The 26,867-nt window shown below is 55.7% G+C and carries 22 protein-coding genes; 2 read left to right on the plus strand and 20 right to left on the minus strand.

Translation table 11 applies throughout. The features are described 5' to 3' along the window. Positions 1–278 precede the first annotated feature (278 nt). Positions 279–1,694 carry a DUF3536 domain-containing protein gene (locus tag KRAC_RS26725; RefSeq protein WP_211221320.1) on the plus strand — a complete coding sequence of 472 codons (1,416 nt, stop codon included), beginning with the start codon at positions 279–281 and terminating at the stop codon, positions 1,692–1,694. A 185-nt stretch (positions 1,695–1,879) separates the two neighbouring features. Here KRAC_RS26725 and KRAC_RS26730 read toward each other — a convergent pair whose 3' ends face one another. The 4 genes from KRAC_RS26730 to ffh all read right to left on the minus strand — a co-directional run bounded on the left by KRAC_RS26730 (position 1,880) and on the right by ffh (position 8,069). Continuing rightward, the gene (locus KRAC_RS26730; RefSeq protein WP_007912633.1) at positions 1,880–2,674 is read right to left on the minus strand and encodes a DUF6585 family protein; all 795 of its coding nucleotides are present in this window, start codon (positions 2,672–2,674) and stop codon (positions 1,880–1,882) included. A 451-nt stretch (positions 2,675–3,125) separates the two neighbouring features. Beyond that, a complete protein-coding gene (locus KRAC_RS26735) occupies positions 3,126–4,193 on the minus strand; it encodes a DUF6585 family protein (protein ID WP_007912637.1) in 1,068 nt (355 codons plus the stop codon). Positions 4,194–4,461: 268 nt separating this feature from the next. Beyond that, positions 4,462–6,189: a L,D-transpeptidase gene (locus tag KRAC_RS26740; protein ID WP_040444198.1), complete on the minus strand. Its 1,728-nt coding sequence runs from the start codon at positions 6,187–6,189 to the stop codon at positions 4,462–4,464. Positions 6,190–6,551: 362 nt separating this feature from the next. After that, the gene (gene ffh, locus KRAC_RS26745) at positions 6,552–8,069 is read right to left on the minus strand and encodes a signal recognition particle protein (protein WP_040445026.1); all 1,518 of its coding nucleotides are present in this window, start codon (positions 8,067–8,069) and stop codon (positions 6,552–6,554) included. Positions 8,070–8,821: 752 nt separating this feature from the next. Here ffh and ubiG point away from each other — a divergent pair. After that, positions 8,822–9,562: a bifunctional 2-polyprenyl-6-hydroxyphenol methylase/3-demethylubiquinol 3-O-methyltransferase UbiG gene (gene ubiG / locus KRAC_RS26750; RefSeq protein WP_007912643.1), complete on the plus strand. Its 741-nt coding sequence runs from the start codon at positions 8,822–8,824 to the stop codon at positions 9,560–9,562. Between the two features lie 83 nt (positions 9,563–9,645). Here ubiG and KRAC_RS26755 read toward each other — a convergent pair whose 3' ends face one another. The 16 genes from KRAC_RS26755 to KRAC_RS26825 all read right to left on the minus strand — a co-directional run bounded on the left by KRAC_RS26755 (position 9,646) and on the right by KRAC_RS26825 (position 26,847). Then, positions 9,646–10,227, minus strand: a complete 582-nt coding sequence (locus KRAC_RS26755) for a helix-turn-helix domain-containing protein (protein WP_169460945.1) — start codon at positions 10,225–10,227, stop codon at positions 9,646–9,648. Between the two features lie 72 nt (positions 10,228–10,299). Beyond that, positions 10,300–11,046, minus strand: coding sequence for an RNA polymerase sigma factor (locus KRAC_RS26760; protein WP_007912646.1), 747 nt, complete (start codon positions 11,044–11,046; stop codon positions 10,300–10,302). A 219-nt stretch (positions 11,047–11,265) separates the two neighbouring features. Continuing rightward, complete coding sequence (locus KRAC_RS26765; RefSeq protein WP_007912647.1) at positions 11,266–12,150, minus strand: PfkB family carbohydrate kinase; 885 nt, start codon at positions 12,148–12,150, stop codon at positions 11,266–11,268. A gap of 84 nt (positions 12,151–12,234) precedes the next feature. Further along, positions 12,235–13,218: an RNA-binding cell elongation regulator Jag/EloR gene (gene jag / locus KRAC_RS62550; RefSeq protein ID WP_007912650.1), complete on the minus strand. Its 984-nt coding sequence runs from the start codon at positions 13,216–13,218 to the stop codon at positions 12,235–12,237. 287 nt (positions 13,219–13,505) lie between these two features. Beyond that, positions 13,506–14,567, minus strand: a complete 1,062-nt coding sequence (locus KRAC_RS62555) for a YidC/Oxa1 family membrane protein insertase (protein ID WP_007912652.1) — start codon at positions 14,565–14,567, stop codon at positions 13,506–13,508. Between the two features lie 27 nt (positions 14,568–14,594). Then, positions 14,595–14,825, minus strand: a complete 231-nt coding sequence (gene yidD, locus KRAC_RS66540) for a membrane protein insertion efficiency factor YidD (RefSeq protein WP_007912653.1) — start codon at positions 14,823–14,825, stop codon at positions 14,595–14,597. Between the two features lie 131 nt (positions 14,826–14,956). Next, complete coding sequence (rnpA, locus tag KRAC_RS66545) at positions 14,957–15,415, minus strand: ribonuclease P protein component (RefSeq protein ID WP_007912654.1); 459 nt, start codon at positions 15,413–15,415, stop codon at positions 14,957–14,959. A gap of 27 nt (positions 15,416–15,442) precedes the next feature. Beyond that, on the minus strand, positions 15,443–15,577 hold the full coding sequence (gene rpmH, locus KRAC_RS26785; RefSeq protein ID WP_007912655.1) for a 50S ribosomal protein L34: 135 nt from the start codon (positions 15,575–15,577) through the stop codon (positions 15,443–15,445). Positions 15,578–15,722: 145 nt separating this feature from the next. After that, positions 15,723–16,385, minus strand: a complete 663-nt coding sequence (locus KRAC_RS78440; RefSeq protein ID WP_007912657.1) for an FHA domain-containing protein — start codon at positions 16,383–16,385, stop codon at positions 15,723–15,725. A 189-nt stretch (positions 16,386–16,574) separates the two neighbouring features. Beyond that, positions 16,575–17,813, minus strand: coding sequence for a vWA domain-containing protein (locus KRAC_RS26795; protein ID WP_007912659.1), 1,239 nt, complete (start codon positions 17,811–17,813; stop codon positions 16,575–16,577). 184 nt (positions 17,814–17,997) lie between these two features. Then, on the minus strand, positions 17,998–19,977 hold the full coding sequence (locus KRAC_RS62565) for a protein phosphatase 2C domain-containing protein (RefSeq protein ID WP_007912661.1): 1,980 nt from the start codon (positions 19,975–19,977) through the stop codon (positions 17,998–18,000). A 97-nt stretch (positions 19,978–20,074) separates the two neighbouring features. Beyond that, the gene (locus tag KRAC_RS62570; protein ID WP_007912663.1) at positions 20,075–22,111 is read right to left on the minus strand and encodes a protein kinase domain-containing protein; all 2,037 of its coding nucleotides are present in this window, start codon (positions 22,109–22,111) and stop codon (positions 20,075–20,077) included. A 123-nt stretch (positions 22,112–22,234) separates the two neighbouring features. Further along, entirely contained in the window at positions 22,235–23,098 is an 864-nt protein-coding gene (locus KRAC_RS26810) for a PP2C family protein-serine/threonine phosphatase (protein WP_007912665.1), read from the minus strand. A gap of 537 nt (positions 23,099–23,635) precedes the next feature. Then, complete coding sequence (der, locus tag KRAC_RS26815) at positions 23,636–25,060, minus strand: ribosome biogenesis GTPase Der (protein WP_007912667.1); 1,425 nt, start codon at positions 25,058–25,060, stop codon at positions 23,636–23,638. Between the two features lie 223 nt (positions 25,061–25,283). Then, positions 25,284–26,234 carry a ribose-phosphate diphosphokinase gene (locus KRAC_RS26820; RefSeq protein WP_007912668.1) on the minus strand — a complete coding sequence of 317 codons (951 nt, stop codon included), beginning with the start codon at positions 26,232–26,234 and terminating at the stop codon, positions 25,284–25,286. 127 nt (positions 26,235–26,361) lie between these two features. Next, positions 26,362–26,847, minus strand: coding sequence for a YggT family protein (locus KRAC_RS26825; RefSeq protein ID WP_007912669.1), 486 nt, complete (start codon positions 26,845–26,847; stop codon positions 26,362–26,364). Between the last annotated feature and the right edge of the window lie 20 nt (positions 26,848–26,867).

The raw sequence follows: 26,867 nt of genomic DNA on the forward strand, positions 1-26,867 counted from the left end.
TACATTGATTGCCTCATTGCTGACAACTCTGTTACCATTATTGATGAGTAGCCTAGTTGTGTAGAGTCCTTCTTATTGTGAAAACCAACCCCCATTCGGGGACACAGCGGCGCTACTCTCGTGGCTAGCGCTTCGCGCTCAGGTTTTCTAATAGGAAGTAAGTCCAGGCGTGAGAGTGCTGCTTCTGCTTTGGACAAAATTAAGGTGGTTGCATGATCGAAAAGATACTTTCCAATGAATCTCTATCACGTTCGAAGCTTGGTGAGTCTTACCTCTGTTTGTATGGTCATTTTTATCAGCCTCCACGTGAAAATCCTTTTACACATGAAATACCTATTGAAGTCAGTGCCTCTCCCTTTGCCAATTTCAATGAGAAAATCACGGCTGAATGCTATCGCCCCAACGCGGAAGAAGGCAATTTTGCCGCGATCAGCTATGATATGGGTCCTACCCTGGCAGCCTGGCTGGAGATCCATCATCCCGAAGTTTACCAGCGGATCATCGATGCGGATCGCCAGCATATCGCGCGCTACGGTGTAGGCAACGCTATGGCACAGGCCTATAACCATACCATCCTGCCACTAGCGACGACACGCGACAAGCATACCCAAATTCTCTGGGGGTTGCGCGACTTCCAGCAGCGCTATGGGCACGAGGCCCATGGCATGTGGCTAGCGGAGACGGCGATTGACCTGGAATGCCTGGACATCCTCGCCCAGTACGGTGTCACCTATACGGTGCTGGCTCCCTGGCAGGCGGCCACGCCTGTCGATCCGACGGAGCCATATATTGTGCGCCTGAAAAATGGGCGCTCGATGACGGTCTTTTTCTATAATGGTCCGCTCTCGGGTGGCGTCTCCTTTGATTCATCCATGACGAGCAACGCCGATGTCTTCGCGGGCTCACACCTGACCGGGAACCTGGTACGGGAGAAGCTCGATAACGGTGAACCGCAACTGATTCTGATCGCGACAGATGGAGAGCTGTATGGGCATCACAAACCGTGGCGTGATAAGTTTCTCTCCTACCTGATCCAGCATGGCGCGCCAACAGAGGGCTTTGAGGTATGTACGCTTGAGCGCTACATGCAGATCCAGCCGGCGACCAAAGAGGTTCAGTTACGTACCCCCAGTGCCTGGAGCTGTGAGCATGGGGTCGCACGCTGGAGTGGGGGTTGTACCTGCACAGAGGGCGAGAGTAGCTGGAAATCAGTCCTGCGACGCGCGCTCTCGCGCCTGGCAGAGCGTGGTGACCTGCTCTTTGAGCAATATACCGCGGAGGTCTTCCAGGATCCCTGGGCAGCGCGCAATGACTACCTGGCTCTGCGCAATGGCTGGGAGAGTGAAGAGAGCTTCTGGAGCCGTCATGGTAAAGGTGGTCAGCGTCCCGAGCAGCAGCTGGAGTATCGCGCGCGCTTGCTGCTGGAGGCGCAGTACTACCAGCAGTATAGCTTCACCAGTTGCGCCTTCTTCTTTGAGGACCTGGATAGGATTGAGCCACGCAACGCTATCGCCTTCGCGCGTCGCGCCATCAGTCTGACCTGGCAGGCCGTGGATGTCGATCTCCAGTACGACTTCCTGCAAGATCTACTGCCAGCACACAGCTGGCGTACACAGCAGAGTGGTGTTGACCTCTACAAGGGGCTCACCGAGGTGGATGCTGGCTTGCTACCGCCTTTTCCTCTTGGAATGTAAAGGATAAGATGTAAGGCGGCAGCCTGGCGAAGCCAGGCTGCCGCCTTACATCTTGACCCGATTAGTCACTGTGGTTTGCAAGCTGATAAGGGCACTGAGGCGCGAAAAGGGCTATCTTCGTGGGAAGATAGCCCCTTTGTCTGTTGAAGGCTTCTATTGGTCCTGTAAAGCTTTTTTGAGGGGGTCTAGCGGTACTGGGGCTGGGCACTGAGGCCATCGGTTACTAGCTGGAGCAGGATTGGCAGGTTGGAGACCTTGGCAACATCTATTGTGGCCCAGGAGAGCATGCTGCCCTGCTTCTTCACCTGTACAGAGCCATTGACCAGTTTGACATCCTTGACCTCGGGCCAGGGGAGGAGTTTATCCCTGAAGCCGATGCCCTGCAAGCTTACGCTCAGGTCGCCAAAGCTGACGGGGACGCCACTCGCGTAGGCCTGGCGAGCCAGGGGCAGGTGGCGACGGGTCACCTCATTCATGATAACATCGCCCAGTTCTTTGACCTTTTTCAAGTGGCTGCTAATCACCACCTGAGAGCCATCGGGGCTCTTAATTGTGTAGGTATGACGGGCAGAGCCATAGCGTGAAGTACGCACAACCTTCATCCATACCGCCTCAACACGGTCCCAACGGATGACATTGAGCTGAGAACCACTGGTATAGATGAAGCCCCCTTGGTAGAGGAAAGCCTTGTGGTTATTGGTTCTGATGGCATTAACGGCATAGATAATGACCAGAATGGGCACGATCCATAAGTAGTAGACAACATAGCCGGCCAGCCAGATGAGGTAGTTCAGGATAATATCGAGAACCAGCACTCCGACGGTAATACCTAGAGCCACCCAGATGTTGGTTGGTCTGAAGGCACGTACAAAGGGACCCAGGGCGTTGATTTCCGCCTGCTGAGTAATCTCGACTGGAATCTGCCCCGTAGCGACCTGAGGGGGCAGGGCATTTGCTTGCTGATAGATAGGTTCAGACATATGAGTGCTTCTCCTCAAGAGTGCAAATAATGATTAGGAACGACATACAGGCCCTGCATAAGAGAAGATACAGAAGTCAATATGCTACCTGTTATGCCATAAATATACCAGTTATTGTACGTAGTTGCTATGAGCTATCTCACAAAAATGGCAAAAATGTGTCTACTCTGGACTTCTCGCCACTGCGTGGCTCGCGGGGGATAAAGATGGTGGTGTGAAAATACCTGCGGTATTTTCACACCACCATCTTTACTCCAGGGTAGATGCTTGCGGTATTTTCGCTCACCATCTTTACTCCAGGGCGGGTGCTCGCAGTATTTTCGCTCACCATCTTTACTCCAGGGCGGGTGCTCGCGGTATTTTCGCTCACCATCTTTACTCCAGGGCGGGTGCTTGCAGTATTTTCGTACCACCATCTTTACTCCAGGGCAGGTACCGAGGGTGCGAAAGCTCAGGAGTTCGCGTTGAGCAGGATATAGCGGATGACATCGCGCAGTTGCTCCAGGTTGTGTATCTCGCGCAGGGGGAGGGTATACCATTCGCGCGTGTGCTGCTCGCCGTAGCGCGCGATCAGCATCTCCTGGGGACCAATACCGATGGCACCGATCTCCTCCCAGGCGAGGCAGATGGGATGTGGTAGTTCAAGCTGAATACCTTGCTGGTCTATTCTCAATCTGCCAAAGGAGAGCGGTTGTCCGGCCTTATAGGCCATAACGTGGGGGGTATGATGCAGAGTATGTTCTTCCCAGGCATGATCGACGAGGCGACGCAGAATGTCGATATTTGGTAGATTGGCTGTTTTGAGACGAACGAGTGGTTCCTGGGATACACGCGTATGTACCAGCACGACTTGCTCATCGATGGTTAAAGCTTGAAATTCCGTCCAGGGCAAGAGGCGTTTGAGTGAGCGAATGGCCAGGCCCTGGCGGCTAACACCGATCTCATCGAAAGAGACACTTCCACCAGCCCGATAGGCGGTCATGGCACGCGGCAGCAAGCGACGCGTGACCTCGCTTTCCATAAGCGCACCCAGGAGATCGATATGCTGCAGCTCATTGGTAAAGGTGAGCAGGGATTCATCGCTGCGGCGGATGGTGTAGCGTCGCCTGCCATGCTCGCGCCCATCGCTCTCCTTCCAGAGACGCTCCAGTTGGTCCCAACGCACGGCCTCGATGGTGTCGGCGCTAAAAATAAGCCCCTCGGGACAGAGGTAGACCTGAGGTTGCGTATAAAAATGGGGCGCCAGCAAGACCCAGCCACCGAAGATAAGCCAGATCAGACCAATCAGCGGAATCAGCAGGGCCTGCCAGAAGGGCCACCAGCTAAAGAGCTGTGGGTAGGCCACACCAAAGACCAGGAGGATCAGGCAACCGACGCAGAGAGCTGCGAAGCCGGTAAAACGGAAGAAGCGCAGCTCCTGGCTTGCCTCAAAGACCTTCTCGGGCGTGCCAAGGCGATAGGCGGTTGCCGCGCCCAGGATATCGAGCGGCACCTGTTTCTGCGAAAGAATCTGGCGCATGTGGGCAGCCTCCATGGGACAGAAGGGCCAACGCTGGCGCAAAGCAGAGCCGCGTGGGGCGACGCTGCTAACCCCCATTCCCCCATTCGGGGACAAGCGGGGGCAAGCGCACGCGCTTATATATCATGGTACCTATATTAAGCCAACAAAACGCTAGAAAATGCAAGAGAAAAAAAGATGTGGATGTTGGCTTGCCTGGCAGAAGCCAGGCAGGCCAACATCCACATATGACTCAGAAGAGGAAGGTGCTGCTCTCTGAGTAGAGAAGCTAGTACAGAATGATGCTGGTATTCCAGTCGCTATTGTCCATCAACCAGGCGGCCTGGGCGGTTGGCATATTGATACAGCCGTGAGAGCCATTACTGGCACTACTGTTGCCGGTAGCATCCACATGGGGGAATTGTGTGCCTGGACCGTAGTCGGCGCGCCAATAGGAGTCATGCAGGAAGTAGCCGCCCGCATGATAGCCAATGGCATAGTTGATGGGGGTATCCTCATACCAGTAGGGAGACCCTTTGGGATAGGGAGACTTGAACTTGATATTGGTCTCGCGGCTGAGCACTGACCAGAGGCCAGGGAGCGCGGGCAGTTCCTGGCGGCCAGCGGTGATGTAGAATGAATTGATCAGTTGCCCGTCGCGATAGAAGCGGAGAGTCTCCTCAACCATCGAGATGACGACCGCGGTACCCTTTTTCAGTTTGTAGTGGTCAAGCAGTTGCAGGTCGGACTGATGAACCTGATTGTAGGGAGTCTTATCGTTGTAGTCAGCCTCCAGCATCTGGTGATGGAAGATCGCGTTCTGGATATCGTTCAGGGCAGTCTGATAATCGGCCATCGTCGATGCATTGGCGAGTTCCGCATCCAGGTCGCTGCCGATACCCTGATCCATATAGCCAACATTGAGGTAGTAGGCACCAGAGACCATGTGCGCGTTGCCCCAATTCTTGACCTCATTATGGAACTGCTGGAGCAACTGGCGGGCCTGCGCCATAATCAGATCCTTCTGCATCGCGTTCAGGTCGTCATCGATCTGCTTGCTAAAGGCCTTGTAGTCATCGAGCGTTTTGGTCTTCTGCTGGAGATCGCGGGCAGCGGCCAGGCGTTTCTCATAGTTGCTGACATCAACACCGCTGCTTTTGAGCTGATTGACCTTCGTCTCCAGGTCATCGACCTTGGCCTTGGCGATAATGGGGATATCCTGTTTGAAGGTCGCCGCGGCCTGCTGATACTGGACATCAATCGTCTTGTCGATTTTTTTGAGATCGTCGGGTTTGGTAGCTTTGGCCATCTCTTTCTGATCGCTCTCGTACTGGTTTTTGAGCGTGGTCACATCTACCTTGCCCTCGGTCATCAGATCAATCGTGCTCTTGAGCGTGGCGAGTTTATCACTGGTCGCAGGCATCATGTTCAAGGTCTGGATGGCATTTCCGGTCGCGTCACTCACCACGAGGTAGTCTTTGGGATACTGCGCGCTCTTCATCTTCGCCAGGTTCTGGGTATACACCTGCTGAAGCGTCTCTGTGGGATAGCCCTTAGCGCGTTGCTGAGCCAGCGTAATCTGAAGCTTTTGCAGGTTATCCTGGGCCTGGTTATCAGTACGCTCAGTCGTCGTATCGATCACGCCCTGGAGTTGGAGATACAGTTGATCATAGCTATGGGCAGCATTTGTGTAGTACGTATCGACCAGTTGCGCATTGAAGGGATTCCAGGGGGCGGAAGAGTTATCCAGGTTCTGTTTCTGGGTGAGAATGGGATGTAGAGTAGTTGAGGGGACACCAATATCCTGAGCATGTTTGAGAAGTTGCGTCAGTTTAGTGAGGCTCTGATCTTTTTCTTGCTGTACGCGTGGGTCCGCGCCACATGCGCTGACCAGTGGAAGCAGCGCACTGAGGAGCAGGGTCAGCAGAATCATTTGTGCCAGGCGTTTAGTACGCGCCTGCCTGCGGGCAGATGTGGTCTGGCGAGCCACATGAGAGGGCGGGACAGGTGCTGGCATGTGAGTCATTCCTTTGTGTCGCACTATTGGTTGCATCGGGCATATCCTTGCTTTGAATCAATGCATTGGTATAGACAGAAAAGGGCAGGGTATATTGGGCTTCATTTAAGTATTTTTATTTACTGATATATGGTATGGAAGGAGCAAGCTTACATGCTCTGACATAAGAGACGTTGGACATGTAAACTTTTCGCGCGCCTGGTACCTTTGGACATTTCTATCCTTCTATATATTACATCGCAGGATATATAAAAATGCAACGCCGAACAAGGAATTTTTGTCTCATGCAAAAAAGAGAGCGTGTACAACCCAGGCGTACGCCTGGGTTGTACACGCTCTCTTTTTTGCATGAGTTTATGAATTTAGCGGCCGCGGCCGCCGCGAGATTTCTGCTTCTTCCGCTTCTCTTTACGGGCGGCTTTGCCAGTTTTCTTGCCACGTGGCAGACCGGGCATGCCTTGCATATTGGAGAGGCCATCCATACCAGGGAAGCCACCCAGGCCATCGGGGAGGCCAGGCATCCCCTGGCCACCGGCACCAGCATACTGGCGCATCATCTGCCCCCAGGGTCCCTTACCGGAGGAGACCTGGCGGATCATGGTACGCATCTCAGTAAACTGCTTGAGCAGCTGGTTCAGCTCCTCGACCTTGGTGCCGCTACCCATGGCAATACGCTTGCGACGGCTACCATTGATGACATCGGGATTGCGGCGCTCCTCCTTGGTCATGGAGAGGATCATGGCCTCGACATACTTCAACTGATCGCCTTCAAGCGCCTCCTCCATCTCAGGGGTGGAGGCCAGCTTATTGAAGCCGGGTAGCATCTCCATGATCTGGCGCAGGGGACCCATCTTCTTTAAGCGATGCATGGCGGTCAGGAAGTCTTCGAGGTCAAACTTGCCCTGTTGTAGCTTCTGCTGAGATTGCAGAGCCTCTTCTTCGTCGATGGCATCGCGGGCCTGGTCAATCAGGGTAAGCACATCGCCCATACCCAGGATACGCTGGGCCAGGCGGTCGGGATAGAAGGGCTGAATGGCATCCAACTTCTCGCCTAGCGCCATGAATTTGACCGGCACGCTGGTGACGGTACGAATGGAGAGCGCGGCACCGCCACGGGCGTCGCCATCCATCTTAGTCAGGACCATACCGGTTAGCGAGACGGCATCGTTAAAGTCCTTCGCGACGCGTACGGCTTCCTGGCCAGTCATAGCATCGGCGACCAGCAGGACCTCATGTGGGCGCACGCGCTCGCGGATATTGACGACCTCTTGCATCATGCGCTCATCGATGTTCAAGCGGCCAGCCGTGTCGAGAATGATCACGTTGCAGGCTTGCTCGCGCGCATAGTCTAACGAATGCACACAAATATCAACGGGATCGGAACCCATGGGTTCCGAATAGACCGGGACCTGAATCTGCTTACCGAGCGTCTTGAGCTGATTGACCGCAGCGGGGCGGTACATATCGGCCGCCACCAGCAGGGGACGTGAGCCGTTTTGTTTGCGCAGGTAGTTAGCCAGTTTGGCCGCCGAGGTGGTCTTACCCGAACCCTGCAACCCGACAAGCATAATGATGGTGGGATTGCCGTTGGTATCGAGCTTATTGCTTTCACCGGTACCGCCGAGCACCTCGACCAGTTCATCATGAACAATCGAGAGCACCTGCTGTGCGGGGGAGAGACTTCCCATCACATCTGCGCCGATGGCTTTCTCCTTGACCCGGTCGACAAACTGCCGTGCTACTTTCAAGTTGACATCCGCCTCGATGAGGGCGATGCGAACCTCGCGGAGGGCGGAGTTGACGTCTTCTTCCGTCAGTCTGCCCCGCCCTTCAAGGTTTTGAAAGATGCCCTCGAGGCGTTTGGTTAAGCTTTCAAACATTGCCATATTGTATTACTCTCGTTCCTCTCTCTCCGCCGAGCAGATAACGCCTATCTTATAATTGGTCACTATTATATCATGTTTCTTTACAGCGGTAAGCATGAGATCATCTAATTAACCCGATGTGTAATATTTTGTATATCCTGGGCGTGACTTCTCGCGCCTGCGGCGCTCGCCCTGGTATATGGTGTGGTGCAGATTGGCAGCCTGCTGCTGCCAATCTGCACCACACCATATACCAGAAATAGTATTTGCTAACAATCCTGGTATATTTAATCGTCACTTTAAGTTTTGTCTACAGGGCACAGCTAACGTGTATTTTAAAGGAGATCATGCAGCATATATCTTCGGTGGAGGAGGCATCTCTCCATCCTGTTTTGCGCTTTCTATAAGCATTTCAAGGACCTCCTGGCCCTGCTGAATTGCTTCTGTATCATAGTATATTTTATAATCTCATAAAACAATGCAAAGCAAGCGGAACAATCATTTCGGTAGGGACCCGCTTTAGCGCGTCCAAATGCCATTAATGGCAGTGCGGCGCAAGCCTGTTTTTTGCATGTGCCGCACGCTATGAACGCCCGTATTATTCTAGGCTGCGCCTACAGGCGATGAATCGCCTTTGGACGCGCTAAAGCGGGTCCCTACCAAGGGGGAGCACGTTTTATAGCAAGCCATTATGGAGAAGCGTTGGGCAAGCTCATAGATATGCTAGAATGTGAGGAGATTATTTTTCGGGGACAGAGGGAGATTATATGCGACTTTTGGGTTTTAGGGAGACACATAAGCAGGCGCAGGAAGAGATTTTCTCCACGTATAACTGGTGGGACAAGAGTTGCCTGCTCTTTCGGATTACGGAGGAGCGCTGTGACTATATTGAGGAGCGGGTGGAGCGTGTTTTTGGGCGGGAGGCGTTGCCACAGCAGGAGGTACTGGAGGTGGGGTGTGGAGGGGGCTTGATCTGCGCGAGCCTGGCGCGGCGAGGAGCGGTCACCTTTGGGATTGATCCCTCAATTCAGGCTTTGGAGGTCGCACGCGCAAAGGTACAGCAGGCGGGATTGGGGCAGCAGGCCTTTTTTGCGCAGGGCTACGCCGAGCGGCTCCCCTATGCCAGTGGGAGCTTTTCCGTGATTGTGTGCCTGGATGTTCTGGAGCATGTCCAGGACCTGGACGCAACAATCCACGAGATCGCACGGGTACTGGCACCCGGAGGCATCTTTATCTTTGATACCATCAATCGCACACTCCTGGCCCGCCTGGCCTTGATCTGGATTGGCGAGCGCTTCTTCCATGAGCATGGCCTGGTTCCAGGGTTACATGACTACCAGCATTTTATCAAACCACGAGAGCTTCACGCGACACTGACCAGGCACCAGCTAGCGGTGCGCGAGATGGTTGGTTTCACACCCCGTCTCGTCAAAGGGCGCCTGACGCTGGGTGTGGGTGGGCCAAAGCTCGTTTCTTATGTTGGCTACGCGACAAAGGGACGTGGATAGACGCGGATAACTAAAGATTTCAAGGTTTTCGAGATTTTCGCAAGGATCATACGGCACGAAAGACAAACAATGCACAGGCCAGCCTACTGCTCCAACCAGAAGGCCTGATCTTCGCTTGACATGTTACTGCGCGCAATGGCCTCGGCAAAACTCTGTTTCTGTGGTCCCTGTTCCTGCTTGCGTGCGGCTTGAGAGGTCTGGCGGCGATTATAGGTTAGCGCGGGCTGGCTATTGTCCAGCAGCGTGGCGAACTGATCGAGTGAGAGCTGGAAGTAACCCGCGAGGCGCTCTAGCTGGCGCTGACTCAGGCTTGCGGCCTCGATGGCGCCCGCCTCAAACTTGTTCCAGACATCAACCGAGAGACGCAAGGCTCTGGCAACATCGACCTTCTTGAGGTTGCGGCTCTTGCGCAGTTCAACCAGGGTCGCGGTCCTGGCCTGTGGGGCGAGGACGCGCTGGAGCGCGCTTTGCAGGGCGCGCTGCGTTAATGGCAGGAGGGTCGCGTTCTCCTCTAGCTCCTGGGCGGTGGTGGCATAATAGCCAGCGATAAAATCAGTCAGTTCGGCCTGTGCCGTGGGATGCTCGCGCAGGATTTGTAGCTGTGTCTGCGCATCACCTGCCTCCCTGGCGGCCAGCCAGGCCATTTTGAGTTCTTGTATTGACATGCTCATCGTGAGTGCTCCTTTCGTGCCTCAACCCTTTACCTTCTGCGGAAACCTGGGTAGTACCTGGGTAGTTTATGGCTGTGAAATCATGGGCGGATATGAATGCTGGCCCTCGCGCGCGATACATTCGCGCAGATAGCCGCGAGCGCGCTCATAGCGTAGACGGACAGTGCGCTCGGTACGCTTACAAACAACGGCGATATCGTCCCACTTCATGCCCTCCAGGACGCGCAGGACCATAATCATGCGATCCAGAGGGTCATTCAGGTAGGTTAAAATACGCTTGCTCTCATCGTTGGCGTGTAGCACCTCGTACTGGTCCTGTGGATCAGCCACGTCGGAACTGGGCATGTTCTCGTCATCCGGCGAGGCTGAGCGCAGGGATTCTACCAGGGCGCGTGGCACATGCTGGGGTCGGCCGGCAGGTCGCCCCTCGTTATCGCGGCGATAGTAGAGGCCCTCCTGGCGGAGCACGCGGTTAAACTCGTCGACGCAGAGACAGCGTAGATAATGGACAAAGTTCTGGGTAATAAATACCTCTTTTGGATTGAGGGCCTCGCGCAGCAGGTGCTCGCTCATATTCGAGATGACCTCCTCGCGTAGCTCTGGGCGATGGCGCAGGCCCTGAGAGTGGCGCTGAAAGAAGGGGGCGCAGCGTTGAAGCAACACCTCCGCCAGCATGCTCACTCCTGGTGTATCGCCAGCGCGTTGGCGCGCGCGTATATTTTGGACCAGCTCGATCTCGCTGATTTCGTAGCGTCCCTCCGGAGTGCGACGCCGCAAACGCTCTTGAAGCGTGGGATCATTTAGATCGATCATATTCTCCCTCTACTTCGTAATCCTGGTCAGGCTAGCACGTAACCAGGTGTATCTATCCCTCTATTCCTCTCGCCCTACAAAAAACGGAAATGTTTCTGGCTGTTTGGTTTTAAGTGGTCTGATGTGCCCTGGCAGCCGAAGGCCGCCAGGGCACATCAGACCACCTTACCCGAAGAAATGCTTTGTGTTCTATGTTGTATTGTACTTGCACTGCTGGCATTAGCACAAGCGCTGGGCAACCTGGGCGGGGGTGGGGATGCCGCTGATACCGGGGTGCTCTACGGAGAAGGAGGCGGCGCAGTTGGCAAAGTTGGTGGCCTGGGCGGGATCGCCATGCTGGTAGAGATGAGCAAGGAAGGAGGCGGCGAAGACGTCGCCCGCGCCGGTGGGATCGACCTCGTGGGCGGGGTAGGCCGGGAAACTGGTAGGGACGCCCTGCTGATAGAGGGTGGCACCGTGGCGGCCATCGGTCGCGACGAGCAGGGGGACACGCTGGCTCCAGGCGTTAAGAATGGCGTCGGCCTCGGTGCGGCTACCATTGGCGAAGGGGAGCAGGTCATCGTGGCTGAGGATTAGCACATCGAGTTGGGGGAGCACCTGCTCGGCGTCGTGCCAGGGGGTAGGCCAGACGCGCCCATCGGCATCCCAGCGACGCAGCCAGCCCTGGGGCGTGGCGGCAAGGATGCGACCGGGGCGGCGTGGAAAGACCGAGAGGATCTGGGGTGTCAGCTCTTGCGCCAGGGGTCCCAGGAGCACAACTGGGAGGTCGCGCCAGGCGGTGGGAATATGCTCGGGCTGGATAGTGCTGGCGCGGGCGCGTAAATACTGTGTGCGGAAGCCCTGGGCATATACATTGACGAACGTAGATGTCTCGGCGGAGGGGATGGCTTGAACGGGGATGGCGGGCGAGAGGAGCGAGGGGAGGCGAGAGAGGAGATCGGCATCGGCCGAAGTTACGATAGTGGGAACTAATCCCAGACGATAGGCGGCCAGGGCAGCAAAAGTAACGGTGCCACCGAGTGAGAAGGTACCATCGGGATGCAGATCTTTAGTGACGTGGCCGATGGCGAGAAAGTTGGGTGAGGCAGAGTAGGCGTCCAGCATGAGAGAATGTTGTGGGGCGATTCCATCCAGAGAATCGCCCCGCTCCTTTTTTCAAATAGCTTGTGGGAGAGATGTTTTTTTGCCTTAGCGACCGGGACGCTTTAGTGAGATGACCACGCGGCGTGCGTCGCCTTCACCGATGCTCTCGGTACTGATATCACCACTCTCAGAGAGAGCCAGGTGAACGATACGGCGCTCATGAGGTGGCATCGCCTCAAGCGCGATTGAGCGGCGATAGTTGCGCACCTGCTGAGCCACGCGCTGGGCCAGGGAGCGCAGATTCTCTTCGCGGCGCATGCGATAGTTCTCAGCATCAATGATGATGCGCATCCGATGATGTGTGCGATGGCTAACGATCAGGTTCACCAGCAGTTGGAGCGCGGCCAGGGTCTCGCCACGGCGGCCGATGAGCAGGCCAAGATTCTCATGCATGCCATGAATGTTAAGGGTCAGCGGGCTGGTTGAGCGGACCTGGACCGTGGCGCGAATATTCAAGTGGCGCAAGATGTTCTGGAGCACATCCACCGTGATCTCGATATCTTCGCGCGAAGGTTTCTCGACGAGTGGGAGGGCGCCAGCAGGCTGCTCGGTGGCTTCCGTCTCGGGTTCAGAGGCGATTACCGCAGCAGAGGTCAGGGCGGGGAAGGTATCGGCGGAGGTGAAGGGCGTCACATCCTCGTCCTCGTCGCCTTCCTCATCCTCTTCTTCCTCCTCCTCATCGAATTCCTCTTCTTCCTCATAGGCCTCGTCGACATACTCCTCCTCGTCCTCTTCTTCCTCTTCTTCCTCCTCCTCATCCTCGTAGAAATCGACATCGCCCAGTTCATCGTCGGAACCAAGAATGGCATCGGCCATCTCGGGAGTAATGACCGCGCCTCCAAGCGCGCCAGAAGTGGAAGGGCGGACCGTCACGCGGACGAGGGCCTCCTTGCTTCCCAGGCCAAAGGTACCGCGAGCAGGTTCTTGAAGCACAGCAATATCAACCTCGTCGCGACGGCGATTGAGATGCGCCAGGGCCTTCTGAACGGCTTCATCTATGCTTTTACCACTAGCCTCTATACTTTCCACAGTTTCCTTGCCTCCCTAAATGCGTCGGTAAGAACTTCACAAGTAATAGATTACAACCTACCTCATAACAAGAGTTTGTGCTAAAGGGCACAACTCTTGATGAGTCAGCCCCTCCCTGTCTCTTCACGCTTGCGGCGTTCAGGGGCAAGGGGTATGGGTGTACCAGGCAGGTCACGACCCGCCTGGCACACCCATACCCCTTACCCAGATGGCTCGCGAAGGAGCCACCGGGTGTGAAGAGCAGCCTTAGCCAAACCCTCAAGGAGGTAGGCTGCAATCGATCAAGCTTAGCCTCGCGAACGTTGAGCGCTACCGCGGCGACGAGCAGAGGCACTGCTGTTGCGCGAGCGACGGCGCTGCTGTTGCGTTGTTGATGATCCAGAACGATTATTCGAAGTGCGCATCTGGCTCGCGACAGGACCGCTAGCGGCTTTCTCGCCCTCATCAGAGGCGCTATCGGCCTCAATGATGTTGGAGCGGCGCAGCAGATCTTTCTCACGCTGCTTCTTGCCTTCGCTTGCGAGTGTGCTTTCAACCACGGCGGGCGCCACCCTGGGATCGTTCGCGAACTTGGGCGTGGTCAACAGAGAGCCCCAGCCGGTAACAAAGTACTGCTGTACCGCCTGGAAGATCGAGGAGACCGTCCAGTACAGGGCCAGGCCCGCGGGGAAGGTCCAACCGATGAAGATGGTCACAAAGGGCATCACATACTGCATGGTCTGCATGGACTGGACCATAGGATCAGGCGTACTTTTATCTTTTTTCGCCTGAGCGTTGCGCGGCTGAGCCATGCGCAGGGAGACGAAGGTAGCCAGACCAGCCAGGATCGGCAGGATATGCGTAGGATCGGGCTGCCCCAGCGAGATGAACCAGTGCGGATTGAGGAACTCGAACCAGCGCAGGTTGATGTCGGGTACCCCTTTAAAGGGTGCGACAAAAGGATACAGTTCGCGATTGAGTGTCTCAATGGTTAGATGCTGGTCTCGCAAGATGCCGCCGACGGCAAAGTAGAGACCATACAGTACAGGGAGCTGGATTACCATTGGCAGACAGCCTGCCAGTGGTTTCACACCATACTCTTTGTACAGCTGATTCATGGCCAGGGACTGAGACTGGACATCACCGGGGTGTTTCTTCTTAATCTCGGCGATCTTCGGCTGAAGTACCTGCATGGCCTTGGAGGAGCGCAGCTGCTGAAGAGTGAGTGGGAAGAGTAAAAGCTTGATAAGGACGGTAAGGACGATGATGGCAAGGCCAAAATCACCGAAGAGGCGGTAGAACACCACCAGGCCGTTGAAGATGGGGTATGAAAAGATTATGTTAAAGAGATTACCGATAGCTCCAAACACGAGAATTTCTCCTGCGTTCCTCTCCTTCTACTTTCCCGGCCAGGTCTCTGGCACGGGATCGTAGGAATCACCGTGATAAAAGGGTTGGCAGCGCCCGATGCGCTTCGCTGTAAGCCAGCCGCCACGGAAGAAGCCGAAACGATCAATTGCCTCGTATCCATATTGGGAACACGAGGGTGTAAAACGGCACGAAGGCGGCATCACTACCGACAGAGTGCGCTGATACAAGCGAATTAAGCCAAGTGCGATATATTTCACAATGACAGGGTACCTTTACCGACGGTCAGGCTTCTTATGCGAAAACCAACCCCCATTCGGGGGCGCGCGCCACTGTCGTGACTAGCGCTTCCCCATTCGGGGACCACCTGAAGGTGGCACGGCAAGCGCGCTCAGGTTTCCTGGGAGACACTAAGCCTTGTATCGTCTACCACGGGAGCAGGGACCAGGAGCTGAGCCCTACGAAGCAGGAGACGAATATCCTGTTTCAACGTAGAAAGATCGGCAACGATAACGCTTTTGCCTGTACGAGCGTCAGTGCCCACCAACTGGTGGCGCGCAGTGAGAACGAGATCATATCCCGGAGGAATTTCGTGCCAGAGCGATCTGACTGCCTCGGAGAGCAAGCGTTTAATAGTGTTACGGATGGTCGCGTTCTTGGATATGCGTTTGCTTACCACGAACCCCACCCTGGTAATTGCGACATTAGGTTCTAGATGTGATTCTAGATCTGATTTTGGATGTGGTGACCAGGCGAGAATAAGCAGCCGAGACGAAACGCTCTGCCTCTGCTGCCTAACCCGCTGAAAGTCACCGTTTTTGCGTAAGCGTTGAGCACGTCGAAGTGCCACTCTGCGAAACCGTCCGTTCTGCGAAAGCTAGACCGTCAGGCTCCAGCGTCCCTTGGCTCGACGAGCCTTGAGAACGCGGCGCCCATTGCGGGTATGCATGCGCTTCATAAAACCGTGTTCGCGCTTACGCGGAATGCGCTTGGGTTGCCATGTGCGTTTCATGAACAAGCCACCTCCACTTTCAATATCCCGTAGATTATAACGAGTATTATGTATGCTGTCAATTAGCCACACCGAGGAGTGGCCCGGCCGACACGTATTTTAGTAGCGTCGGTCCACACCGCTCAATGTGCTCTTGCAAGACAGGCTAGGAGGTCTTAAAGCGCAGCAGGACACGGCCGAAACGTACCTCGTCATTGTCCTGAAGAGGAGTTGGCGTCTTGCTGGCCAGGCGCTGGCGATTCAAGAAAGTGAAATTGGTACTATTCTCGTCCTCAACCATATACTGGCCATTCTCGACAAAGATGCGAGCATGCAAGCGCGAGACGCCGCCCTCTTCACCACCATGCGGGGTGAGATCGACATCGGGGTAGATGTTGCTGACCGCGTCTTCACGCCCGACCGTCACGTTCTCTTTACCACTCAGATCAAACTCCTGGTTATCGGCCTCAACAATCAGGCGGGCGTGTAGCGCCGCGGGAGCGGAGGCCGGGGAGGCGGGAGCCTGCTGAGGTGGCTCAGAGGGCGCGGAAGGCGCTGGAGGTGGGGTCTGCACAGCGGCGGGCGCGCCCTGAAGGCTCGCGCCACAGCTCGAACAGAAGGCCTCACCAGCGGGATTGCTCGCGCCACAGGATGGGCAGGTCTGAGCACCAGTCGCCGTATCGGCGGGAGCAGCAACGGGTTCCGCCGGAGCGGACGCGGTCGCAACCGGGGCCACCGTGGGTTCCGCGCTGCTCAGCGGCTCTCCGCATTCATCGCAGAAAGCCGACCCATCTGGATTTTCATGTCCAAGCGAACATCGTACTGACATTGTTATATCCTTCCTCTTCTCTATGTATTTATCGGCAAGAGTGTGCGCAGGTTAAGTAACTGACTTCTCGCGCCTGCGGCGCTCGCTTTGGTTAGTGGTGTGGAGTGTGCTTGCAGCCTTCGGCTGCAAGCACACTCCACACCACTAACCCCTACAGTAAGTTGTGTATGCTGTTAAGTTGATATAGGTTTAGGGTAGCAGGTCGTCGAGACGCTGCGTGAGTTTACGTGTCTTATTGCCAATCGACTTTACCTGCTCCTGGGAGATCTGCTGGCCCTGGTTCAATTGCTCAAGCGCCGCCTGTGTCTCCTGATCGAGAACACGGGTCACATTGGGAGCAAGTTTCGTCGTCGCCTTACCGGTCCGCTTGTACTCGTCAAGGACACGTGTCACCAGGCGATTGGCGTTGGCCTTCTCCGCGTAGTTCATGACCAGCGCGTTGACCTGGGCGGCCTGATTGGCATCGTTGGTGAAGCTGACGGTGATGTTCTGCCGTACGCGCTCGCCAATGACATTGGTGACCGGGACATCATAGGAGAGTTCGGCCTGCGCGATACGGAAGAGGCCCGCCGGGCGTGGATCAATCATCAGCTCGACCAGGACGGACTGGGCCGTATCTTTCTCCAGATCGCCCAGGGGCACCACCACGCGGCGGTCGGAGAGCGCCGAGGGATCGATATCGCGAATAAGCGGCAGGACCCTGACGGCCTTGCGGGGCGAGACGCCCGCAGGCAGGTTCAGCGTGATGACGGCGTTACGCACGGCGACAGCCACGGCACTCTGCACCTGCTGCTCAAAGATGGTCATGGCATCATTTGGTGAGCGGATAAACTCGGCGGGCGTACCACCGCTGAGCTGGCCAACATCATCGAGAAGGTTCTCGTCCCAGTCGGCACCGATACCTAGTGGATAGATGGAGATGCCAGCGGCCGCGGCATCACGCGCGAGCTGGCGGCAGCGATCAGTATCACCATAAGTCACGCCATCGGTGAGCAGGATCATGCGGCTCACGGCGTTGGGGATGTTCCAGCGGCGTAGCTCGCCCAGGCTCTGGATCATACCCAGCGACATGGTGGTGCCGCCCGCGTCCTGAATGCGATCAATGGCGGCCTTCATACCAACGGGATCGTTGGCTGGCATCGAGGGAATAATGACCTGAGCACTATCGTCAAAGATGACGACCGAAATGTAGTCACTTGGCTCCAGACGGTCAATGACCATCTTGACAGCTTCCTTCACATTGCGCAGCTTCGCGCCCTTCATCGAGCCAGAGTGGTCGATGACCAGGGAGAAGTTCAAGGGCATACGCACCTGAGCCATAATATCGCTTGGTTTGGCTTCTAGCAGCACATATGCGAGCTGGCTTCCGCCAGTTACTGGCATATATTCTTTCCCTACCTGGGATGTCAGAGTTACCTCTCCGGGCATAGTCTGTCAGCTCCTTTCGCCATCGGCTGGCCCTAGTATATCATATAGAGCCGTGAGTTCAGCTTATTGGTCTTTTTAATTTGTGGGGGACGGTTCCTTATCCCGCTCACCAACGGTGCTTCGCACCTAGCCTGTCGGCTCAGGTGAGCGGAAAGGAAGCCCACACCCCGATGTTTAAATTTCTTTAGCGCACAAAAACCACGACCGCACTCACGTTATCCTCACCCCCGTTAATGTTGGCGGTCTCAATCAAATGCGAGCAGGCTGTTTGTGGATCGGGTGCATTATTTAGAATCTCTTCCATCTGTGGGTCACGTACCATCTCCCAGAGGCCATCTGAGCAACTGAGCAGGACATCACCGGGATGCACCTGTTGCTTGATAATATCGATCTGGACATTGAGCTTATCACCCAGGCTACGGAAGATCTGATTGCGCTGTGGGTGTGTATAGACTTCGTCCGGCTCGATCATGCCGCCCGCGACCAGCTGGCCAACCAGGGAGTGGTCCGTCGTCAATTTATAGAGTTTGCTATCGCGCAGGAGGTAGGTGCGACTATCCCCTACATTGAGGATATACGCAAAATCCCCCACCAACATAAAACCGGTGATGGTGCAACCCATGTCGGTCTTGTTCTGCTGATTGGCCTGGCAGATGGTGGCGTTGGCATCTTCGACCGCGTCATGCAGCAGTGTCACCAGGGAATCCTCGTCGTGCGCGACCTCCTGGCCCGCCTGCTCGGCAGAGAGAGACGCGAGCAGTAGTTCGTGGAGCATGCGCTCGCTGATACTGCGAATGGCGGTACGGCTGGCGAGCTGTCCGTTGTCATGTCCGCCCATGCCGTCGGCGACGATATAGAGGCCCAGGGGCGTTGAGAAAGATTCATGGTTACGCTGCAACTGGAGCACCAGGGTGCTGTCTTCGTTAGGTTCGCTGCGGCGCATATTGCCAGCGTCCGAGTCTCCGGCGGCAAGCACATGCACACCATTGGGAAAGGGCGATTGCAGGGTCTGCTGCTGCTCAATCACATAGGTATGACCATTGGCGACAAAAGTATCGAGAATGGTGTCATGTACGAGATTCGCGTCGGCCTGCCCGGAGGACGAGGCGAGGAACTCGCGCATCGTATATGTGGCATCCTGTAAGTTCGCGCCACATTCCGAGCAGAAGTCATCTTCCTCGGTATTCTCGGTCGAGCCGCAGTTCCAGCAGCGCTTGTAGCCCTGGTGGTCAACCACCCGGTAGAGGCGGCTTCCCTGTTCATCAGCCAGTTGTTCAGCGACCTCGTAGCGATTATTGAGCAGTGTGCCCTCCGCCAGCAGTCCCTGCTCATTGGTAGCCTCGCCTGTCGTTGACGCGGCCTGAGCCTCGGTATAGGCGCCCTGGGGAGATTCCTGCTCAGGTACGGCTGGCGTGGGTAGCTCTTGCTGATTCTGCTCCGTCGTATGTGTATCGTGCGGTGGTGTCACCTGCTCCATTACAACCTCTGCATTTCCAGTGGGAGAGGCGGCGCTTGCAGCGTGCTCCTCCCCATAACGATCATCTTCTTCATGGGCCGCGCTCTCCGAGAAGGCGCCCGGCTGAGCATACGCGGGAACGGTGCGATACTCTTCCCCAGTTGAAGAGAAGAGCGCGGCGCTCTCCTGCGGCGTCATCAGTACCGTTGGCGTCTCGGAAATATCCTGCTGCTCGGGGATAAAGGCGAAGGCGCCAGCCTCGTCAGGCGAAATTTCTTTCGGCACAGGCGGCATCATCATGGTTGGCGCATCGGCGATGTCTCCCTCATGGGAAGGTTGGGCCTGTCCCTGATAATCGCGCTCTAGCTCTTGCTGCCAGCGGCGCGACTGATACTCCACCATTTTCTCAGGCGAGAGAATTTGGGTCGGAGCCTGGCTTGGATCTTCCTCAGAGGCCGGTCCAGACGCGACCACTTCGATAAACTGATCCTCGTCCTCCTCAGGCGCTGGAGAGGAGGGTGCCTCCTGAGAAGGGGGGGCAGAGCCGTTCGCGGTCGCCTGCTTCTCATCGAGCGGAGAGTCTGAAGGGGTAGATGCGGCTTCGGGAGCCGCAACCTCCTGAGCAGGCTCGGCAGGAAGAACCTGCCCACACCCCTTACAGAACTTGGCGTTTGCACGATTTGATGTATGACATGACGGACAGAGCATTCTGCCCTCCTTCTTTACTTTTTTAAGATCTTATTCCGAAACCCAACGCCACTTGCGTGTCTAGCGCTTCGCGCTCAGGGTTTTCGGAGAAGAAGTATTAGATCTGTTTCAGTAGACGTAAGGCCTCGGCATTATTGCGATCGCGCTTGAGTGCTTCGTCAAGCGTCTGGCGCGCCTCAGCCTTGCGATTTAACTTCAGGTAACAGTTCGCCAGAGCGCTATAGATGTTCGGATTTTGCGAACCGGTTTTGCGGGCGCGCTCAAACGCGCTCACAGCATACTTCCACTCTTTAGCACGCATATGGGCGCGTCCCAGTTGATACCAGGCCTCCCAGGAGCTAGCATCAATCTGGACGGCGTGGCGCAGGGCCTCAATGGACTCGCGAGTACGCTTGGTTTCTCCATAGAGGCGTCCCAGGGCCACGAGCATCAGAGCGTGTTCTGGACTCAGGCGTAGGCCTTCGCGTAAGTATGATTCCGCATCGCGAAAGGATCCCTGCTCCAATGAGGTCAGGCCGAGCTGATAATAGACCGCCGGGTCATCGGGAGTGAGCGAGAGCGCCTTCTTGAAGGACTGTCCGGCCTGTGGCAAGAGACTGAGATCGCGATAGCACATACCGAGCTGGAAGTAGGCATTGAAGGATGCATTCGAGTGCTGTAATGCCGCTTCAAACTGCTCGGCGGCATACTTCATATTCTCCTGCGAGAGCTTTTGATCGATATCGCGCACGGAGAGGCCATACTGGCGATAGGCACGCCCCAGGTTATAGAGAATATCATAAGGTGTTCCACCCTGGGACTGAGCGAGCTTCAGTTGATTGACGGCCTCGGCGTAATTCTTATTATTCAAGGCCTGCAAGCCAGCACGATAAGCCACCGTGGGATCGCTGGCCGGGGCCACGCCATTAGAGGGAGCCACCGGGCGCGCCTGAATGCTACCACCTGAGCCAACCGGACGGGCGAGAATAGATGAAGAGCGTGCCTGGAGTGGCTGGCGCACGGGTCGCGCGAGAATAGGCTGACTCATCCGCGCCTGTGGTGGAGGAACAGCCCCCTGCACGAGCTGGTAGCCATCGCGCTTGCAGAACTTGGCGCCGGGCCGGTTGTGAAAGCCGCAGCGTGGGCAGATCGGGCCAGCCGCCGTCACAGTTGACGCGGGCTGGGCCTTGACCGTGATCGTCGTTGCCGGTGACATGGCAGGAATCTGCACTGTTGGCACGGCGACATGCGCCTGAACCGAGGCGGGCAGGCAGGAGAGCAGGGCATTGCGCATGGCCTCGGCGCTCTGGAAGCGCTGTTCTCGATCCTGCTGCATGGCCTTAATAATTACCTGCTCGACGGGACAGATGCGCTTCCCGCCCACCTCACGCGTCAGCAGGCGCGGATTTTTGGCTAGAATACTGCCAGGAGCAGGCGTTTGAATCGGATCTGGCTCATAGTTGGTCAACAAGTGAAACATCGTCGCGCCAAGCGAGTAGATATCGGCGCGAGCATCGGTCTGGACCGGGCGACCGGGATTCTGTACTGAGCGGCGCTGTCCTGGAGTGGTAATCGAACCCAGATGCTCTGGCGAGGCATAGGAGATGGTGCCCAGGTTCTCTGTATTCGTACGCTTATTGGGATCAAAGCGGCGCGCAATGCCAAAGTCGATCAGTTGCACCTCGTTATCGGGGGTAATCATGATATTCCCTGGCTTGAGATCGCGCAGGATGATGGGCGGCGTACGCGAATGGATATAGGTCAAGGCCTCGCAGACCTGCATCATCCACTTAACGACCTGTTCCTCTGGCAGTGGGCCATGGCTATCTTCGAGAATCTTCTCCAGGCTACGTCCGGGTACAAACTCCATGGCGAAGTAGTAGTTCCCGCGATCCTGAAAAGGAAGCATCAAGGCCGCGATCCGTGGATGCTTTAAGCTCCGTAGGAGCGCGATCTCTTTATTGAAGCGCTCGACGGCTGAGTTGCGCTCTTCCTCGCTGGTATTGGGGCTGATGAGCAACTCTTTAACGGCGTAGTAGTAGGGAGGATTCGTACCAAGCTGCTCAACCTTGTAGACGGTCCCCATACCACCTTCGCCAAGGATCTGAACAATCTTAAATTTACCGTCGAGTATCGTACCTATAGGGAGAGCCATACTCTACGCACTAAACCTTTCTTCGCAACGCTCCGCACGATGGCATAGTATATGCTATAAAAACTATCAATCGTGAACGCCGCTTCGCAGCGGCTAGCTTCGCTCACACGATTGAACGGTTAGCTAGTGAGCACTGACCTGAATTACAACCGCGGTGATATTGTCCTCGCCACCGCCAGCATTCGCCAGCTCGATGAGCTTATCGCAGATGGCCTGTGGACTGGCCTGCATCTTCATTGTACGCTCAAGCTCCTCGGGATGAACCATCTCCCAGAGGCCATCAGAACAGAGCAAGAAGAGATCCCCTGCTTGAACCGTCTCGTGGAAGATATCCACTTCCAGCGTTGAGCGACCGGCACCCAGCGAACGATAAATCAGATTACGATGAGGATGCGTATAGACCTCTTCCGGCTTGATCTGCTTGGTCTCGACCAGCTTAGCGACCAGAGAGTGATCCTTGGTAAGAGGGGTTAGCGCTCCATTACGTAATAGATACGTACGACTGTCGCCAACGTTGCCAATATAAGCAAGTTCATTCTGTATCAGCAGCGTAGTCACGGTGCTGCCCAGGCCATGCGCCTCGGATTGCTGCTCGCCATAGCGCACGATCGCCTGGTTTGCTTGCTTGATTGCGGCCCGCAGTTGATCCTCTACGGCACTCGCCATTGTCGCTTCAGAGAGTTTATGAGTCTCGGCTTTAGAGGGCTTCCCAGTGGGAGACGAGGGACGCAACATGGAGCGGTCGATCTTGATCGTGGGCTGATCATGAATAGGCTTAAAAAACGTATCCATGGCCTTATTAATGGTTTCTACAGCCATGCGACTGGCAACTTCCCCCGCTTTATAGCCACCCATGCCGTCAGCGACTATAAATAGACCGCGATCACCATCCTCGGCAGATTCAACCCTGCGATATGGTCGATCTTCGTTTTGATCGCGTTGCTTGCCGACATCCGTCTTATCGGCAGCGAAGAGTTTTATGTGCATAGGTACGTACCTCATAGAAGCAGGAATGCGGAATGTAGTTTTCCATGCCCACTATAGCATATAGTAGTATTGATGACAATTGAAACATCGCAGACAGATTAATAAGTAAAAATTCTTTTATTTCTAGCCAGAGCAAGAACGTCGCTGAGAGTTCTTTTCTACAAGCCCATCAATTCATTTACATACTATGATTAGCTGTAGAGCCGATGATGGTTCGCCCGCATGCATTCCTCTCCTTCTCATCCGCGCTCTGTTGCATATACGTGTTAACTACCTGCAAGGTTGGAAAAATAAAGGCTGCCGCAGGCACTTTTGCAAGTGTCCTGCGGCAGCGCTACTATCCAGGACTTCTCGCCACTACGTGGCTTCGCAGGGGTAAGGGATGTGGGGGGAAATGCCTTCGGCATTTCCCCCCACATCCCTTACCCCTGCGAAGCGTCGCAGACGCTGATAACACCACATATAGAGAAAGAAAAGAAGAGATATGTTGACGGCCCGTGGGCCGTCAACATATCTCTTCTTTTCTTTCTCTATTGATTATTTTTCGCGGTCGTCTCTGGTGGAGCGGGCGCGGAAGTAGATGCGGATGCCTGTGCCTTTGAAGCTAAAGGCTTCGCGCAGGCGATTCTCCATAAAGCGTTCATAGGAGAAGTGAACTGAGCGTGGATCGTTCACGAAGAAGACGAAGGTTGGTGGGTTGACGCGTATCTGCGTCGCGTAGTAGACGCGCAGCGGCTTCATGCCAGTCACATACGCGGGCGTCTGGCGGCGTTTGGCCTCCTGCACGACCTCATTCAGGCGCGCGGTCGGTACGCGCAGGTAGCGCATATCGGAGATCTTCAACGCGGTCTCTAGAATCGACTTGACGTGGTAACCGGTCTTGGCCGAGGCGAAGATGATGGGCGCATAGGGAATAAACTTCAGTTCACGAATCAGCATTTTGCGATAGCGCTCGGCGTCATCGATCTCCTCATCTGGCTTAGGGAACTCGCCCTCGCGCTCGGCTTTGTGCTGCTCCTGCGCCAGGTCCCATTTATTGACCACCACGATCACGCCTTTGCCCATCTCGTGGATCGTGCCCGCGATATGGGTATCCTGCGCCGTCAGGCCCTCGCTCGCATCGATGAGCATCAGAGCCACGTCACAGCGCTCGATGGCGCGGGTTGAGCGCAGGACGCTATATTTCTCCACGCCCACGCCCACGCGACCACGGCGGCGGATGCCAGCGGTATCAACCAGTTTAATCTTCTGGTCCCCAAACTCAAGCTCGGTATCGATGGCATCACGGGTGGTGCCGGGGATATCGCTGACAATCGAGCGATTGACACCCAGGATGGCATTGAGCAGCGAGGATTTGCCGACGTTTGGACGCCCCACAATGGCGATACGCGGAGTCTGATCGTCTTCCGCTTCGTCCTCCTCAGAGAAAGGAGGCAGCGCCTCGACGATTCTATCCAGCAGGTCGCCGGTGCCGGTGCCCTGAATGGATGAGATATCGGTGGGTTCGCCCAGGCCCAGGCTATAGAACTCAACAACATCCAGGCGACGCTCGGCGTTGTCGGCCTTATTAGCGGCCAGGATGACCGGCTTGGTCGCGCGGCGGCGCAGCAGGTCGGCGACCTCATCATCGGCGGCGGTAATCCCGGAGCGCGCGTCGACCATGAACACGATCACATCCGCCTCTTCGATGGCGAGTTGAGCCTGGCTCATGACATGATCCATGATATCGCCTGACTGTCCGGTCAAGCCAACCTGGCCGACAGGAATGCCTGTCCCCAGTTCCAGGCCACCAGTATCGATGAGCGTAAACTCACGACCGTTCCAATCGGCATCTCCATACAGACGATCACGGGTCGTACCGGGCATATCCTCAACAATGGCGACACGCTCGCCAATCATGCGATTAAAAAAAGTAGATTTACCGACATTAGGTCGGCCAACGATGGCAACAAGTGGCTTCATGTGTGTCGCCCTCCCACCCTTTCAGTACAAACAAAAGATAATGCTTTTAATAATTCATCTAACAATGATGGCGCTCAACGTTATCTGGCGAATTCTTGAATCTTGACGCAGGCATTATAGCATAAAGTTTTACCACTGGGTAACAAAGGGGACTAGCGTGTGTGGTGACGCGCAGGCTTCGCCTACGCGTCACCACACACGCTAGTCCAGGCAATGCTGTTACTTAGAAGAAGAGTTCGGAGACGGAGCGACCATCGTGGATACGGCTGATCGCGCCGGCGAAGAGGCCCGCAACCGAGAGCGCTGTCAGGTTGGGCAGGCGGTTGATATCGGGAGGGGGAATCGAGTTTGTGATGACCAGTTCTTTCAGGGGGGCAGCGCGCAAGCGCTCGATGGCTGGGCCAGAGAAGATGCCGTGGGTTGCGGAACAATAGATATCGCGCGCGCCCTGCTCGCGCACCACGCGAACGGCCTGCGTAATAGAGCCAGCGGTATCGATCTCATCATCCACAATCAAGGCATTGCGGCCCGCGACATTGCCGATGATGCCCATGGCCTCAGTGATCCCCTCGTTGCCCAGACGGCGCTTCTCAATGATTGCCAGGGGAACGTTCAGGCGGTCCGCCAGTTTGCGTGCCTTCTTGGCGAAGCCCTCGTCGGCGGAGACGACCGTCAGGTCCTCAATCTGTTTCTGCGCGAAATACTCGGCCTGAATGGTCTGAGCGGTCAACTCATCAACCGGAATATTAAAAAAGCCCTGAATTTGCCCGGCGTGCATGTCCAGCGTCACCACGCGATGGGCGCCCGCGACCGTAATACAATCAGCGACCAGGCGCGCCGTAATCGGCACACGTGGCTGATCCTTCTTGTCAGTACGGCCATAGGCATAATAGGGAATGACGGCGGTGACACAAGCCGCCGAAGCCCGCTTAAGGGCATCTATCATAATGAGAAGCTCCATGATAGAGCGATTGACAGGCGAGCTAAAGGACTGAATAACAAAGACATCGTTCCCGCGGACATTCTCGTTTATTTTGACAAAAATATTTTCATTACTAAATTGAAAGACATCAGCCTCCCCTAGCGATATGCCTAGATGATCGCATATCTCTATGGCAAGCTGGCGATTAGCGTTTCCAGTGAAAATGCTCAGTTCGCTCGTCAATGTGTTCAAGTGGCACCTCCTGAGTACCCCAAATTATACCATACTGACAAGCGCGACCGCAGGAGGAAGTAGGTATGAGTAGTTGGTGTGCCTGGTGGGCATTTGCCCACCAGGCACACCAACTACTCATATCAGATTATGACTCCACGGAGTCTTCGGGGCCGGTAATCAGGATGTGCAGGAAGCGGCGGATGGCCCAGAAGACCAGGAAGTAGATGAGCATCGCGATGAGCGTTGACCACTCAAAGGCCTGGTTCGGGTGGACAGAGAAGGGATGGACCAGCGTGCTAAAGGGAAAGAGGATAATATCAGTCAGCGAGTAGAGAAAGCCCGCGAAGAGATTGATAGGGTCGGCTCCGATGAGCTTGAGCAGGAAGCGCATTGCCAGCGTGACCTCCAGGACGGTCAAGAACCAGCGCAGGAAGTCATTAAGCTTGCCAATGGCATACTTTACGGTTCGGGCCTCTTCCTGACGCGTCTCCGCTATCTCTACCTCGGGGCCGGACTCATCAGCCGAGGGCGCAGGGGGTGACGCGGGCTTCATGGGAAGATCATCCATGCGCCCCATACGCGAGGGCTGGGCACTCGTTGGCTCATTGGGATAGGGATTATTATTGCGCATCCTGCCATTCCTCCAACAAC

It is taken from the genome of Ktedonobacter racemifer DSM 44963, assembly GCF_000178855.1.
Lineage (GTDB): Bacteria > Chloroflexota > Ktedonobacteria > Ktedonobacterales > Ktedonobacteraceae > Ktedonobacter > Ktedonobacter racemifer.

Bases quoted from the DNA above. Each gene is read 5' to 3' on its own strand.
- KRAC_RS26730 (WP_007912633.1), bottom strand. From the start codon at position 2,674: ATGTCTGAACCTATCTATCAGCAAGCAAATGCCCTGCCCCCTCAGGTC.
- KRAC_RS26735 (WP_007912637.1), bottom strand. From the start codon at position 4,193: ATGCGCCAGATTCTTTCGCAGAAACAGGTGCCGCTCGATATCCTGGGC.
- KRAC_RS26740 (WP_040444198.1), bottom strand. From the start codon at position 6,189: ATGCCAGCACCTGTCCCGCCCTCTCATGTGGCTCGCCAGACCACATCT.
- ffh (WP_040445026.1), bottom strand. From the start codon at position 8,069: ATGTTTGAAAGCTTAACCAAACGCCTCGAGGGCATCTTTCAAAACCTT.
- ubiG (WP_007912643.1), top strand. From the start codon at position 8,822: ATGCGACTTTTGGGTTTTAGGGAGACACATAAGCAGGCGCAGGAAGAG.
- KRAC_RS26755 (WP_169460945.1), bottom strand. From the start codon at position 10,227: ATGTCAATACAAGAACTCAAAATGGCCTGGCTGGCCGCCAGGGAGGCA.
- KRAC_RS26760 (WP_007912646.1), bottom strand. From the start codon at position 11,046: ATGATCGATCTAAATGATCCCACGCTTCAAGAGCGTTTGCGGCGTCGC.
- KRAC_RS26765 (WP_007912647.1), bottom strand. From the start codon at position 12,150: ATGCTGGACGCCTACTCTGCCTCACCCAACTTTCTCGCCATCGGCCAC.
- rpmH (WP_007912655.1), bottom strand. From the start codon at position 15,577: ATGAAACGCACATGGCAACCCAAGCGCATTCCGCGTAAGCGCGAACAC.
- KRAC_RS78440 (WP_007912657.1), bottom strand. From the start codon at position 16,385: ATGTCAGTACGATGTTCGCTTGGACATGAAAATCCAGATGGGTCGGCT.
- KRAC_RS26795 (WP_007912659.1), bottom strand. From the start codon at position 17,813: ATGCCCGGAGAGGTAACTCTGACATCCCAGGTAGGGAAAGAATATATG.
- KRAC_RS62565 (WP_007912661.1), bottom strand. From the start codon at position 19,977: ATGCTCTGTCCGTCATGTCATACATCAAATCGTGCAAACGCCAAGTTC.
- KRAC_RS62570 (WP_007912663.1), bottom strand. From the start codon at position 22,111: ATGGCTCTCCCTATAGGTACGATACTCGACGGTAAATTTAAGATTGTT.
- KRAC_RS26810 (WP_007912665.1), bottom strand. From the start codon at position 23,098: ATGCACATAAAACTCTTCGCTGCCGATAAGACGGATGTCGGCAAGCAA.
- der (WP_007912667.1), bottom strand. From the start codon at position 25,060: ATGAAGCCACTTGTTGCCATCGTTGGCCGACCTAATGTCGGTAAATCT.
- KRAC_RS26825 (WP_007912669.1), bottom strand. From the start codon at position 26,847: ATGCGCAATAATAATCCCTATCCCAATGAGCCAACGAGTGCCCAGCCC.